10 protein-coding genes are annotated in these 13203 nt (G+C 71.6%); 3 read left to right on the top strand and 7 right to left on the bottom strand.

Features of this window, described 5'->3' with window-relative positions; translation table 11 throughout:
- Positions 1-18 precede the first annotated feature (18 nt).
- Together I004_RS0111230 and I004_RS33400 are read right to left on the bottom strand one after the other, a co-directional pair.
- The gene (locus tag I004_RS0111230; protein WP_486579913.1) at positions 19-1200 is read right to left on the bottom strand and encodes a PP2C family protein-serine/threonine phosphatase; all 1182 of its coding nucleotides are present in this window, start codon (positions 1198-1200) and stop codon (positions 19-21) included.
- 327 nt (positions 1201-1527) lie between these two features.
- Positions 1528-2421, bottom strand: a complete 894-nt coding sequence (locus I004_RS33400; protein WP_051344937.1) for an aminoglycoside phosphotransferase family protein — start codon at positions 2419-2421, stop codon at positions 1528-1530.
- Positions 2422-2632: 211 nt separating this feature from the next.
- Here I004_RS33400 and I004_RS33395 point away from each other — a divergent pair, with 211 nt between their 5' ends.
- Positions 2633-3511 carry an EI24 domain-containing protein gene (locus I004_RS33395; protein WP_078511018.1) on the top strand — a complete coding sequence of 293 codons (879 nt, stop codon included), beginning with the start codon at positions 2633-2635 and terminating at the stop codon, positions 3509-3511.
- A 91-nt stretch (positions 3512-3602) separates the two neighbouring features.
- Here the strand turns inward: I004_RS33395 and I004_RS0111215 are convergent, their stop codons facing one another.
- Positions 3603-5444 (bottom strand): endonuclease/exonuclease/phosphatase family protein, encoded by a 1842-nt coding sequence (locus tag I004_RS0111215; protein WP_028435572.1) that lies wholly within the window; start codon positions 5442-5444, stop codon positions 3603-3605.
- 311 nt (positions 5445-5755) lie between these two features.
- Here I004_RS0111215 and I004_RS0111210 point away from each other — a divergent pair, with 311 nt between their 5' ends.
- Positions 5756-7327 (top strand): hypothetical protein, encoded by a 1572-nt coding sequence (locus tag I004_RS0111210; RefSeq protein WP_028435571.1) that lies wholly within the window; start codon positions 5756-5758, stop codon positions 7325-7327.
- A gap of 60 nt (positions 7328-7387) precedes the next feature.
- On the opposite strand, the gene I004_RS0111205 is transcribed toward I004_RS0111210, so the two are convergent.
- The 4 genes from I004_RS0111205 to I004_RS33390 form a co-directional block, all read right to left on the bottom strand.
- Positions 7388-8152, bottom strand: coding sequence for a crotonase/enoyl-CoA hydratase family protein (locus I004_RS0111205; protein ID WP_028435570.1), 765 nt, complete (start codon positions 8150-8152; stop codon positions 7388-7390).
- 414 nt (positions 8153-8566) lie between these two features.
- Entirely contained in the window at positions 8567-9964 is a 1398-nt protein-coding gene (locus tag I004_RS0111200) for an NADP-dependent succinic semialdehyde dehydrogenase (RefSeq protein ID WP_028435569.1), read from the bottom strand.
- Positions 9965-10156: 192 nt separating this feature from the next.
- Positions 10157-11275 (bottom strand): TerD family protein, encoded by a 1119-nt coding sequence (locus I004_RS0111195; RefSeq protein WP_486579967.1) that lies wholly within the window; start codon positions 11273-11275, stop codon positions 10157-10159.
- Positions 11175-12440: a DMT family transporter gene (locus I004_RS33390; RefSeq protein WP_486579909.1), complete on the bottom strand. Its 1266-nt coding sequence runs from the start codon at positions 12438-12440 to the stop codon at positions 11175-11177. Before I004_RS33390 ends, I004_RS0111195 begins: the two co-directional genes overlap by 101 nt.
- A gap of 128 nt (positions 12441-12568) precedes the next feature.
- Here I004_RS33390 and I004_RS0111185 point away from each other — a divergent pair, with 128 nt between their 5' ends.
- Positions 12569-13180: a TetR/AcrR family transcriptional regulator gene (locus I004_RS0111185; RefSeq protein WP_028435567.1), complete on the top strand. Its 612-nt coding sequence runs from the start codon at positions 12569-12571 to the stop codon at positions 13178-13180.
- Positions 13181-13203: the final 23 nt, after the last annotated feature.

Genomic DNA, 13203 nt, shown 5'->3' with positions numbered 1-13203 from the left:
TCACCGCCCGTGCCCGCGTCAGTCCGCGCCGGGTCTTTGCTGCACCTGCACCGCCATCAGCGCCATGTCGTCCGCCGACGCACCGCCCGTATGTGCCTGTACGTCCACGAGCACGGCGTCGAGGAGCATCTCCGGGTTGTCGAAGACACGCTCCGCGAGCGCCTTGTCCGGCTCGAAGAACTCGCCGCCACTGTCCCGCGCCTCGGACAGGCCGTCCGTGTAGAGGAGCAGCTGCGTGCCCCACGGGAAGGGGACCTCGTCGGCCCGTACCGGCCCGTCGCCCAGCTCGGACATCCCAAGGGGCAGAGCGGCCTCGCCCGGGTCGATGAAGCGGGTGCGGCCGTCGGCGAGGAGCAGCGGCGGAGGGTGGCCGCGATTGACGATGCGCAGTGTCTCGGGACGTCCGGTCGGGATCTCGGCGAGCGCGGCCGTGGTGAAGCCCTCGTCGTACTCCCGGCTGTGCTTCTGCTGGGCCTCGCGGTGCAAGGCATGCTCCAGGCGTGCGACGACGGCTGCGAGGTCCACCTCCTGCTCAGCGGCTTCCCGGAAGGTCCCGATCACGACCGCCATCGCCTCGACCGCGTCCATGCCCGCGCCGCGCACATCCCCGACGATGAGCCGTACACCGTACGGGGTCTCCTGCACGGCATACAGGTCACCGCCGATGCGTGCGTCGACCTGCGCGGCCCGGTAGCGCGCCGCGACCTGGAAACCGCAGAGCCGGGAGGGCGGCACAGGCAGCACCGCGAGCTGAGCGGCCTCGGCGATGGTCCGTGCGGAGGAGGCAGCGGCACCGCTGCGGTGCAGCAGGCGGCTGATGGCGACCGCGAGAAGGGCTACGACGGTGGTGGAAGAAGTCTCGGCGAGGTCCATCTCTCCGGTGGACATCTCATCGAGTACGCGCATGAGTGCGACGGCCCCGACCGAGAGCATGCCGATCAGCGCCGTGCCGATGGTCGTGAAGAAGGGAGCGGCCACGAGCGGTGCCGCACAGAAGAGGGCGGAGCCGGTCAGCGTGGGAGCGGTGGCCAGGTCCAGAGCGACGGCGACCAGGATCATCACGATGGGTAGCGGATATACGACGCGGCGGACCAGCGACGAGGCTGCGAAGCGGCCCTCGCCTGGGATCCGCCCGCCCCACCTGTCCGTCTGCCGCTCTTTCCCGCGCCGCAGCTTCCAGTGCCTGTTCTGGTCCTCCACCCTCTCAATGTGACCGGGGTCCCCAGGGACGGCCACTCGAGCGGTGGTCCCACGGGGCGTCCGCCCAGTTCGTGGACGTCACGTCGCTATGGCGTCGCAGTCCGCGTGGTGAGTCGATTCGCCACCGCCTGCCGCAGGCCGGCGGCCTTCGTCATCCGCCTCGAGTGGTTCCTCGCCGCTGCGTCGAATGACCGGCAACGGGCCGAGATCCGCGCTCACGATCCTCCAGCGGTTCGGCTGGAGCGCCGCAGGCGGCCGGCCCGGCAGCGGGCTGCGCGCTTCTGCTGCTCATCACAGTAGTGGGGATCGCTCCTGAGACCGCCCGGTTCAGCGGACGGTGGCCACGAGGGCCTCCGTGACCGCCCGGCACATCTGGGGGTCCTCGGTCAGGCCGATCCCGAGGGCCCAAAGCCAGTAGTCCACCGTGCGTACGACCGTCCAGGCGTGTGCCCGGTCGGCGTCGAGGACGGCCGTTTCCGTGAGGCAGGCCAGACGGGTCGTGATGCCGGCGGCGCCGTCCATGTCCGCGAACCGCCGCCAGATCAAGGGCGCCACCGCGTACTCGGGGTCGCCGGCGAGCGGCTTGGGGTCGATGGCCAGCCATGGCTCCCGGCGGCCGGCCAGGACGTTCTCGTAGTGCAGGTCGCCGTTGACCAACTCCCGGGCGGTTGTTGGGCCGTACCCGGCGGCGAGACGGGCGGCCGCGTCGAGCAGACGACGGGGGAAGGGCCGGCCGAGCTGCTCCCACCGCCGGTCCAGGGAGTCGGGGAGCTCCTCAGCCACGTCCCGCAGTCCGGAAAAGCCTGGCGGGGCCGGGATCGACAGGCGCCGCAGCAGCTGCCCGGCGGCGGTGACGGCCTCGCTCGCGGGTACGTCCGCGAGGGTTCGTCCGGAGTCGAGTCGCTCCAACAGCAGGGCGCCGGCGGCCGGTTCCTGGTCCAGCAGCAGCACCGTCCCCCGGCCGTCCCAGGCCGTGAGGGCCGGCCCTTCGTCGAGTGTCGTGGCGTCCTGCCAGGAGACCTTGAGCGCGCAGGGCTCGTCGCCGCGCCGCACCGGCAGCACCAGGCCAAGGTGGCCGTGGAGCACCGAGCCTTCCACGGTCAAGTCCCACCGGGTGCACAGACTCTCCACCAGTGCGGGCAGGGAGTCGGCCCACTCCTGCCCGTTTCGGCCTGCGCGCTTCACCGCCGCCGTCGCGAAATCCGCGGGAACTTCGATCATGTTCCTGATCCTCCCAGGATCCGGCCCGTATGTGCGGTCACGAGCGACATCGAGCGGTCTCCGGACTGCCCCTGAGCTGTGATGACTCGTGCCTCGCTGCGACTTCGGACCCGCCACAACTGCTCGCCGACCGCGTCGCGTTCACCGCCGCCGCGGTCCGCCGTAACGCCCACAGGGCGGCCCGCACGTCCGGAGGCCATAGGCTTACGGCATGCGAGATCTCGCCGCGGGGATGCGGTACTTGGGGCGTGGGCAGCGTTGGGCGTTCGGCCACGGACGGTGGTTCGGCTTCGGGCTGCTGCCCGCGCTGGTGACTCTGGTTCTCTACGCTGCCGCGCTCACCGCGCTGGCGTACTTCGCCGACGACGTCGCAGCCTGGGCCACGCCCTTCGCGGACGACTGGGACGAGCTGTGGCGGGACTCCCTGCGCGGACTCTTCGCGGTGCTGCTCTGGCTCGGCGGGCTGCTGATCTCGGTTCTCACCTTCACGGCCGTCACGCTCGTGCTCGGCGAGCCCTTCTACGAGAAGCTCTCGGAGCAGGTCGAGGAGTCGGAGGGCGGCGCGCCCGCCGCCCTGGACCGTTCCCTGTGGCGGGAGGTGTGGATCTCGATGTGCGACAGCCTCTACGTGCTGTGGCGCATGCTGATCTTCACCGTGCCGCTCTTCCTCCTGGGCTTCCTGCCGGTCGTCGGACAGACCGTCGTCCCCGCGATCGGCTTCGCCGTCTCCGGGTTCTTCCTCACCGTCGAGCTGGTCTCCGTGGCCATGCAGCGCCGTGGGATCCCCGTACGCGAACGGCTGCGCATCCTGCGCACCCGCAGGGGCCTGGCGTTGGGCTTCGGCGTCCCGCTGGTGCTGGCGTTCCTGGTACCGCTGGTCGCGGTCGTGCTGATGCCGGGCGCGGTCGCGGGCGCGGCCCTCCTCGTACGCGACCTCATGGGCGGGGACGAGCAGCAGCCGGACCGCGACGGCCGGGACGGGGACGACGCTCTCCGGCCCGGCGGCGCACCGCACTTCGGGCCCGGGATCGGTGCTCCGAAGGGCACCGCCCCGTCCGAGCCGTGGGGCCACGGGACAGGTCCCCGGTAATCCCCGCAGACACAGCAGCCGGCGGGCGCCCACCCTCAAGGGCGCCCGCCGGTGGCCGTGCGGCCGGTGCTTGGGCCGGTCGGAGTCCGCCTTACGGCTTGATACGGATGACGGACGGGTCGTGGTCGCTGGCCTGGTCGTGGAACTCGGCGTTGATGTGCACGATGTCGTACTTGACGCGTCCTGTGCCCGGGCTGGTCACCGCGTGGTCGAGCACCTGCGAGTTGCCGTTGAAGACGTAGCCGTAGCGCTCGCCCGCGGGCAGTTCGTCCATGGGGCTGGTGAAGACGCCGCCCTTGCGCATGGCGTCCAGGCTGGGGGAGAAGGGGAAGTCGTTGAAGTCTCCCAGCGCGATGACCGAGGCCTTCTTGTCGACGGACTCGACCTTCCCGGCAAAGGAGTTGACCAGCTTCGCCTGCGCGGTGCGCTGCTTCTCGGACTCGCGCACGGGGGGCTGGTTGCGGCCCTCCATCGGCTGGTCGCCGCCCTTGGAGCTGAAGTGGTTGGCGACGACGAAGACCTGGCGGCCCTTGAAGGTGAACTCACCGGCCAGCGGCTTGCGGCTCTCCGTCCACGCCTCCTCCTCGGGGGCGATGCGGCCGGGGTTCGCGGACAGCTTCGGGGAGCCGCCGTCGTCCGTCACCTTCACCGGTGTGGTCGCGTCGCCGCCCTTGCGGTCCGCGAACTCGACACGGTCGGGGTTGAAGAGGAACGCGACGCGTATGTTGCCGCCGGGCTGGCCGCCGTCGGCGTTGTTCTCGGGGTCGATGGAGCGTGACTCGTAGGAGGGGCCGCCTGCCTTCGCGATGGCGGCGGTCAGCTTCTCCAGGGTCTTGTCGGCGGCGACCGTGCCGTCGTCCTTCGGGCCCGAGTTGTCCTGCACCTCTTCGAGTGCGACGACGTCGGGGGAGGCGAGGTTGTCGACCAGAGCCTCGGCGAGGCGGTCGAACTTCGCGGGCTCGCTCTCGGGGGAGAGGTTCTCCACGTTGTAGGTGGCGACGGACAGTTCGTCCTTGCCCGCCTTGCGCGTCTTCTCCCGCTTGAGCTTGTTGTCCTTCAACTCGCCCATGGTCGTGGCCCGTATGCCGTAGCCGCCGAAGTTGTCGTAGTCGACGGGTCCGGCGGTGGCGCCGCTCAGGGCGTCGCCCACGTTCGCCTTCGGGAAGGGGTGCTCCTCGCGCGGCAGCAGCGAACTGACCTTCATGCGGGCGCCGTTCTGCTGGTCGTAGTCGCCGTAGAGCGTGCCGCCGCGCGGTGTCGGGTGCTCGTCGGGGTCGGCCGTGACCCACAGCTCGCCGAACTCGGTGGTGGGGCCGGTGACCGGTGCGTTCTTGATGCCGGCGCGCATGCCTTCGAGGGACTCGTAGAGGTCCAGGGCGTACTTGCGGGGCTGGAGCTTCAGGGACTCGACGTTCCCGTCGTCGCCCTTGCCCTCGGGCACGTACGCGCCAGGGACGCTGCCGGCGGTCAGGGCGAAGGCCTTGGGCAGCTTCTTCTTCTTCGCCTTGCCTGCCGCCTTCCACGTCGCGCCCGTCAGCTGGGTGACGGACTGGCCGCCTGCCTCCTCGCCGCCCGGGTAGAACTCGCTCACCTTCCCGGATATCCGTAGGGAGTCCCCGGCCTTCACGTCGGGTGTCTCCTCGCCGGTGAAGACGAAGATGCCCTCGCTGGTGGCGGGATCGTCGTCCGGCTTCGGATCCTGCAGCCAGAATCCGCGTGCCTTGCCGAAGCCGCGCACCGCCGTGACGACTCCCGGTACGTCCGAGACCTCCTTGCCGGCAAAGGGCGAAATCCGGGTGTTGCCCTGGATGTCGTGGAGACGTGGCTCCTCGGCCGTGTTGCCGGACGCGGTGACGGCGGTGACGACGAGCAGTGCGGAGCCGCAGACCGCAGCGGCGGTGAGTGCGGAGGTTCTGGCGAGACGGGACGACAACGGTGCCTCCGGAGGGGGGTGGCGGACGACGAACTGTCCAGTTCCGGGCGTTCATTACGGGCCGGTAATCTCTACGCGCGTAAAAGTCTGTCGTGCTCATCTCACTTGTCAAGCGGATGCAGGACGATTGAGTACAGCGCCACACAACTCAGCGTCGCCGTGCCCCCGATGACACACAGGGTCGTCCCGGGGTGACTCAGGGACGCCGGGGACGACGGGCGCGCGATTCGGGAGCCCGGGACACATCCCGTCTACGCTGGGGGTCGCATCTTTCCGCAGCATGCAGCACCCCGTAGGAGATGAACGCGCTGATGTCCGGTGAAACGACCGGGGGCGACCGTCCCGCCATGCCGCCCGTGCGGCTGTCCTCCGAAGCCGAACTCGCGCGGGACGCACTGGCCGCACCGCTCTTCTCCTGGGCCGCACGGCTCTCGGCGTGGGCCGGTGAACCGGGCAGCGGCGCCGCGGGCGCGGACGGGCCCGGCGTGCCCGTCGGCGCCGGAGGGGAGCTGCTCGCGCCCCAGTTGAAGGAGGCCGTCGCCCATCTCGGCCTCTCCGACGACGAGGACGGCGAGATGCACACGGCTCAGGCCTGGCAACTCGCCGTCGACACGGGCCTGCTGGAGGTCGAGGAGGACGGCGACGGGGCCGGTGAGGAGGGCGGCGGTACGCGCGCCGTCCTCACCGAGGAACCCGTGGGTACCGCACGCCCCGGGGAGGAACTGGCCCAACTCCGAGGCGAAGGCAGCCCCGAGGACGTTCTGGAGATCTGGCAGGGCGGCCTGGAGAGCGTGCTCGCCGACGCCGCTACCCCGAGTTTCGAGGACCTGGTCGGCGGCCTCGAGGACGTCACCGGCGAGGACGGGCAGATCGATCCGGAGGCCATCGACCTCGACTCGCTCGACTGGAACCCGGAGAAGGAAGCCGACTTCCTCGACGGCGCGCTGGGCAACCTCTACGTCCTGACCGCCGGCGACCAGGCCGTCTCCGCCGGTGCGATGGTGCCGCTGCCGGTGCTCGCGGCGTCGATGATCGTCCCGGACGACATGGACGAGCCGACGGACGCCGTCCTCGAAGAGGTCTCGGCGGCGATGATGAAGCTCGACGAGCAGTTCCGGATGCTCGCTCCCGCCGGGCTCGTCGAATACCAGCCCGTCGACGAGGCGTTGACGGAGGAGAGCGACGAGGACGCCGAGCTGCCGGAGAACCTCGACGAAGAGGACGTCTCCCGCTACGGCATGGTGCGGCTGACCCCGCTGGGCATCCACGGTGTGCGGGTGCGCCTGCGGGAGGCGGGCGTCGAGGCGCCGGCCGTAGGGGACCTCGCGGACGCGGACGCGGAGAAACTGCTGAGCGCACTGCCGGTGTACACCGAGGAGAACGCACAGGCCGAGATCGAGTCCTGGCTCGCCGCCCGTACACCGTTGGAGTCCGCCAGGGACCTTCTCGCGGCGGCACGTGGCACCGACGAGGACGCCCCCTCCCGCCGCCTCGCGTGCCAGCAGGCCCTTTCCCTCATCGGCACGGAGGCCGAGCCCGCGCTGCGCGATGTGCTGGAGGACCGGCAGCTGGGCGGGCTGGCGCGGGTGTGGCTCGTCGAGCACGGGGCGCAGGACGTTCCGCAGCCGGACGAGGAGATGGTGTTCTGGCTGACCGTCGACACCATCGCCGCACAGCTGGCGACGGCCGGCGAGGCCGCCGAACTCCAGGGCCTGGTACAGGGGTTGGTCGACCAGCACGCCGGCTTCTTCGACAAGGCGTGGAAGGTCGACCACCCGGCCACAGCCGATGTCCTGGAGGCCATGGGCCGCGTCCACCCCGACAGGCAGGCCGCCAAGGAGGCCCGCAAGGCGGCCTTCAAGGCGCGCAGCCGGCTGGGCTGAGCGCCCGGCGCGGACTCAACCGGCCGGAACACAGTCGGGCCTGGCTCGGACCGGCCCGGATCAGATCGATTCGAAGTCGCCGTGGCGGCCCGCACCCGCCGCGAAGCGGGCCGCTCCTTCGGCTGCTTCCGCCAACGCGGCCTGCCCGTACCGGAGTTCGCGGGCCATCGCCTCTTCCTCAGGGAGACCTTCCTGCTCGTGCACGGAGGCGAGGTCGCCGCGCAGGCAGGTCTGCGGGAAGCGGGCCAGCTGGGCGGCGAGTTCCTCGGCCGCCGCGCGCGACTGCCCCTGCGGCACGAGCCGGTTGGCGAGGCCCATGCCGTACGCCTCGGCAGCCGGGACGGGACGGCCGGTGAGGATGAGGTCGAGGGCCCGGCTCGTGCCGATCAGACGGGGGAGGCGTACCGTTCCGCCGTCGATCAGCGGGACGCCCCAGCGCCGGCAGAAGACGCCGAAGACGGCGTCCTCCTCGGCCACCCGCAGATCGCACCACAGGGCGAGTTCGAGCCCCCCGGCGACCGCGTGGCCGCTGACCGCGGCGATGACGGGCTTGGACAGCCGCATCCGGGTGGGGCCCATCGGGCCGTCGCCGTCCGGCGCGACGCGGTTGGCGCGGTCGGTGCCGATGGCCTTCAGGTCGGCACCGGCGCAGAATGTGCCGCCCTCGCCCCACAGCACCGCCACCAGGGCGTCCGGGTCGGCCTCGAAGGCGCGGAAGGCGTCTGCGAGTTGGGAGGCCGTGGCACCGTCGACGGCGTTGCGTGCGGCGGGGCGGGAGAGGACGACGGTGGTGACCGGCCCCTGCCTCTCGGTACGTACGGCCATGCGGGCTGGACCTCCGGTGGGGACGGGCAGGTGCGGGCTACGGCGGAGCGGTGCCGACCCTACCGGCGGCGCGGGGATCTCCACGGGCGGGCTGGATCACGACTGGAGGCGGGGGCCCGCGGAGCCTTCCGGGGACTCGCCGAGCCGGGGGCCGCGGCTGATCAGGCCGACCCGCGCGAGGCGCGGGACAGGGCGTGCCGAACCTGTCTCGTACGACCCGCGCCCGTCTCGTACGGCCGGGGAGGGGCGCCCGACGGCAGAGGCCGGGCGGGCGGACACGCGCCGCGGTATGCGCCGCGTGCGGTCCGCCCGCCCGGTCCCCGCCGGACCGACCCGGTCGGCCGCAGGCCCGGCCTGCTCCTCACAGACCGGGATGTGGCCGTTGTCGCTCCTGCCGTGCCGTTTCCTCCGGCGTCACTCCTCGGGCCCGAACCACACCGTGGTCGCGTTGCAGAACTCGCGGATGCCGTGCCCGGCGAGCTCCCGCCCGTATCCGGAGCGCTTGACGCCGCCGAAGGGCAGGCCCGGGTGCGAGGCCGTCATGCCGTTGAAGAAGACGCCGCCCGCCTGCAGGTCGCGGGTGAGCCGCTCCTGCTCGGCGGAGTCCCGCGTCCACGCGTTGGAACTGAGGCCGAACGACGTGTCGTTGGCGAGTTCGACCGCCTCGTCCAGACCGTCCACGCGGTACATGGTCGCGACCGGACCGAAGGCCTCCTCGCGGTGGATCCTCATCTCCTCGGTGATTCCGGTGAGCACGGTCGGCTCGTAGAACCAGCCGTCCGGGAGGTGCAGCGGACGTCCGCCGCCGCACAGGGCCGTCGCACCGTGGTGCGTGGCGTCGTCGACGAGCTCCTCCAGATCGGCGCGGCCCTGCGCACTGGAGAGCGGTCCGATGTCGGTGTCCTCGGCCAGGGGGTCACCGACCTTCAGCGCCGACATGCGTTCGACGAACCGGGCCGTGAAGGTGTCGTAGACGTCCGTGTGCACGATGAAGCGCTTCGCGGCGATGCAGGACTGCCCGGCGTTCTGCACGCGGGCGGTGACTGCCGTGCGTACGGCCTTGTCCAGGTCCGCCGAGGGCAGCACCACATAGGGGTCGCTGCCGCCGAGCTCCAGCACCGTCTTCTTGATCTCGTCGCCCGCGATCGAGGCGACCGAACGCCCGGCGGGCTCGCTTCCCGTGAGGGTCGCGGCCACGATCCGCTCGTCGCGGAGCAGCCCCGCGACCGCGCCCGAGCCGACGAGGAGGGTCTGGAAGGCGCCCTCGGGGAATCCGGCGCGGCGGAAGAGGTCCTCGATGTACAGGGCGGTCTGCGGAACGTTCGACGCGTGCTTGAGCAGACCGGTGTTGCCGGCCATGAGGGCGGGCGCCGCGAAGCGCACCACCTGCCACAGCGGGAAGTTCCAGGGCATGACCGCCAGTACCGTGCCCAGCGGCCGGTAGCGCACGAACGCGCGGGCCGCGCCGGAGTCCTTCACGTCCGCGGGAGCTGGATGCTCGTCGGCGAGCTGCGCCTCGGCGTGCTCCGCGTACCAGCGCATCGCCTTGACGCACTTGGCCGCCTCGGCCCGCGCGGCGGCGAGCGGCTTGCCCATCTCGGTCGTCATCGTGCGGGCGATGGCATCCTGGTCCGCCTCCAGCAGGTCTGCCGCCCGGTGCATCCGCGCGGCCCGCTCCGCGAAGGGCGTGAGGCGGTACTCGCGGAAGGCGCGGTCCGCCCTGGAGACCCGCTCCTCGATCGCGCCGGCGTCGAGCGGTTCGAATGTCTTCAGGGTCTCGCCCGTGGCCGGATTCACCGTGGCGATGGCCATGTGAGCGCCTCCTTCGGCTGCTTCGGTGCCTGTGCACGAGCGCGTACGGAGGCGGTCCGGCCCCAGCCCGTCAGGGCCGGTGTCCGGGCGCCGGCCGGGGCGGGGCACGGACGGCCGACCGGGATCCCGCGGGGCGAGTGCGCACTCGTGCGTCCCTCTTCTCGCGGTACCCCGGATCGGCGTCGGTAAGGCTCAGAGCGCGGCGGCAGCCGGTTTGACCATGCCGCGGACCGTGCGGGAATCGACGTACTCGCCGAGCGCCGTCATGTCCCACTCGCCCGAGAACTGCCGTACGAGCTTGCACATCAGCACTCCGGTGCGCGGCTCGGCGTTGCTGAGGTCGAAGCGGACCAGTTCCTGGCCGGAGGCGGCGTCGACGAGACGGCAGTAGGCCTTGGCCACCTCGGTGAACTTCTGCCCCGAGAAGGAGTTGACGGTGAAGACCAGGCCGGTGACCTGCTGCGGCAGATCCCCCAGGTGGACGGTGATGGATTCGTCGTCGCCGCCGCCCTCTCCCGTCAGGTTGTCGCCGGAGTGCTGCACGACTCCGTTGAGGATGGCGAGCTTGCCGAAGTAACAGGCGTCGAGCTTCTTGCGGTTGGCGTCGTAGGCGATGACGGAGGCGTCCAGGTCGATCTCCTTCGCCCTTCGGCCCGCGCGGAAGACGGGCTCCCAGCCGAGGCCCATGCGGACGCTGCTGAGCATGGGACGGCCGCCCTTGGTGAGCGAGACCGTCTGGTTCTTCTGGAGGCTGACCTTGCCCTTGTCGAGGTTGATCTTGCCCGCGCCGGCCGCCGGGGCAGCGGGTGCCGCGGGAGCGGGCGGGGGAGCCTGGACCGCCTGCGGGGCCGCCGGGGGCGGAGGCGCCTGGGGGGTGGGCGCCGGTGCCGGGGTGGCGACCGGCGCGGCGGGCTCCTCGACGTTGACACCGAAGTCCGTCGCGATGCCGCCCAGCCCGTTGGCGTAGCCCTGGCCGACCGCGCGTACCTTCCAGTCGTTGCCGCGCCGGTAGACCTCGACCACGACGAGAGCCGTCTCGTTGCCGAGCGACGGCGGGGTGAACGTGGCGATCACTTCCCGCGTGGAGGCGTCCCGGACGGTGGCTGTCGGCTCCATGCCCGCGAAGGATGCGCCGGGGGCGTCGGGGCTCGCTGTGACCACGACCTTCTGCACATCGGCCGGCACCTTGGCGGTGTCGACGGTGATGGTGTCAGCGGCACCGCTGCTGTGTGTCACGCCGGGGGCGGTCGGCTGGTTGTAGAAGACGAAGTCGTCGTCGGAGCGGACCTTTCCGTTCTCGCCGAGGAGCAGTCCTGAGACGTCCAGGCGGGACGGTGCGGTCACCTCCACCGCCACCTGGGCCGTGCTGAGCGGGAGGTTCGAGCCGGGAGTCATTGCCGTCATGCCGGTCGTAACGAGCGGCCCTGCTTTGCAGTTCCTTTGCCGGACGCTGCTCTGACTCCGGTGCCGCGGTCGCGGGCTCCCGCGAACTCGGCCGGCCGTGCCTGCTCCGCGCCGAGCCGGACCGTCGCGGAGCGGGGGACCGCACCGCGACCACCACGCCGGCCAGCGCAACAGCCATCCCCGCGACCGCGAAACCGCCCGGTGCCTCGCCGAACATCACGTAGGCCCACACGACAGTCGTTGCAGGCGTGAGGTAGATCAGCGCACTCGTACGGGTGACGCCGCTGTGCTGCAGGCTCAGCCAGTAGAAGCCGTAGCCGCCGAGCGTGGAGAACACCACCACCCAGGCCACTGCCAGCCAGAACGCCGAGGTCAGCGGGGGAACCAGGTGCCCGTCGCCCGCCAGGGCGGCGAGCCCCGTGAAGACCACGGCGCTCACCGCGCAGTGGATCGGAAGCGCGTCGGCGGCACCGACCCGGTGACGCGTCCGGCGGTCCAGGAAGCTCGCTGCCAGCAGGCCGGCCATCCCCACGAAGGGGAGCAGATAGGCGGGACCCGGTGCGGCGGAGGGCGAGCCGAGGTCGTCCCGTACGACGGCGGCGACCCCCGCCAGGCCGAGCACGAGCCCGGCCCACTGGCGGCCGGTGACCGTCTCCCCGAGCAGCCGGCCCGCGAGGGCGCCGGCGGCGAGCGGCTGAAGGGCGGCGATGAGCGCGGACGTCCCGGCGGGTACGCCCAGGCCCACGGCCCAGACGATCGCGCCGAGGTACACACCCTGGGAGAGCAGGCCTATCAGGGACTGCTCCGCCAGGGCGCGCAGCGGGAGCCGTGCGCCGCCGGCTGCTCCGTCCCGTCCCCCGGGTCCGTTCTGCTCCGCCCCCGGCTCGTCGCTCCGCCGGCGCCGCAGCGCGGGCGCGGCGACCGCGAGCAGTGCGGCGGCTGCGAGGAATCGCCACATCAGGAGGGTGTCGGCCGGTGCCTCCCGCGTGCCGAGTTCCGCGCCTATGAATCCCGAACTCCACATCACGACGAGCCCCGTCGCGACGAGGTGCGTGCGCATGGTCGTCGGCATGGGTTCGCTCCCTGCTCCCTCGGTGCCGCGGTCATCAAGATCAAGCATGGTAAACCGATCTGTTTACCTCCCTGGGTATAGAGTGAACTAGACCGATCGGTTTACCGCAAGAGGAGGAGGCGGAAGCGATGACGGAGGCGACGCCCGTGGGGGCCGGTCTCACGCCGGGAGCCCGGAAGATCCTTCAGGCGGCGGCTCGGCTGTTCTACTCGCGCGGCATCACGGCCGTCGGTGTCGACCTGATCGCCAAGGAGGCCGGCGTCACCAAGAAGACGCTCTACGACCGGTTCGGCTCCAAGGAGGCCCTCGTCGAGGCGTACCTGCGGGAGCGCGACGAGCGGTGGCGGGGGTGGCTTGCCGGGTGGGTCGCGGCGAAGGGAGAGGCGAGTGCGTCCGAGCGCATCCTCGTCACCTTCGACGCGCTGGAGGAGTGGATGCGGCGCGAGAACCCGCGCGGCTGCGGCTTCGTCAACGCGGCGGCCGAGCTGCCCGATCCGCAGCACCCGGGTCGCGCGGTGATCGGCGAGCAGAAGCGCTGGCTGTGCGCCTACCTGCGGCAGCTGGCGGTGGAGGCCGGTGCCCGGGAGCCGGACCGGCTCGCCGAGGAGCTGCTCCTGCTGCACGAGGGTGCGACGGTGCTGAACGGGCTGCACGTCGTGGCGGAGCCCGTCGCCCGCGCCAGCTCGATGGCCCGTGCGGCGCTGGAGCGGGAAGGGTGCGCCCCGGTGCCGCCCCACTAGCACGCAGGGCTGGGCCGCAGGTG

The organism is Streptomyces sp. TAA486 (assembly GCF_000426165.1).
This window is presented reverse-complemented; position numbering and strand designations above follow the sequence as displayed.

Bases quoted from the DNA above. Each gene is read 5' to 3' on its own strand.
- I004_RS33400 (WP_051344937.1), bottom strand. From the start codon at position 2,421: ATGATCGAAGTTCCCGCGGATTTCGCGACGGCGGCGGTGAAGCGCGCA.
- I004_RS33395 (WP_078511018.1), top strand. From the start codon at position 2,633: ATGCGAGATCTCGCCGCGGGGATGCGGTACTTGGGGCGTGGGCAGCGT.
- I004_RS0111210 (WP_028435571.1), top strand. From the start codon at position 5,756: ATGTCCGGTGAAACGACCGGGGGCGACCGTCCCGCCATGCCGCCCGTG.
- I004_RS0111205 (WP_028435570.1), bottom strand. From the start codon at position 8,152: ATGGCCGTACGTACCGAGAGGCAGGGGCCGGTCACCACCGTCGTCCTC.
- I004_RS0111200 (WP_028435569.1), bottom strand. From the start codon at position 9,964: ATGGCCATCGCCACGGTGAATCCGGCCACGGGCGAGACCCTGAAGACA.
- I004_RS33390 (WP_486579909.1), bottom strand. From the start codon at position 12,440: ATGCCGACGACCATGCGCACGCACCTCGTCGCGACGGGGCTCGTCGTG.
- I004_RS0111185 (WP_028435567.1), top strand. From the start codon at position 12,569: ATGACGGAGGCGACGCCCGTGGGGGCCGGTCTCACGCCGGGAGCCCGG.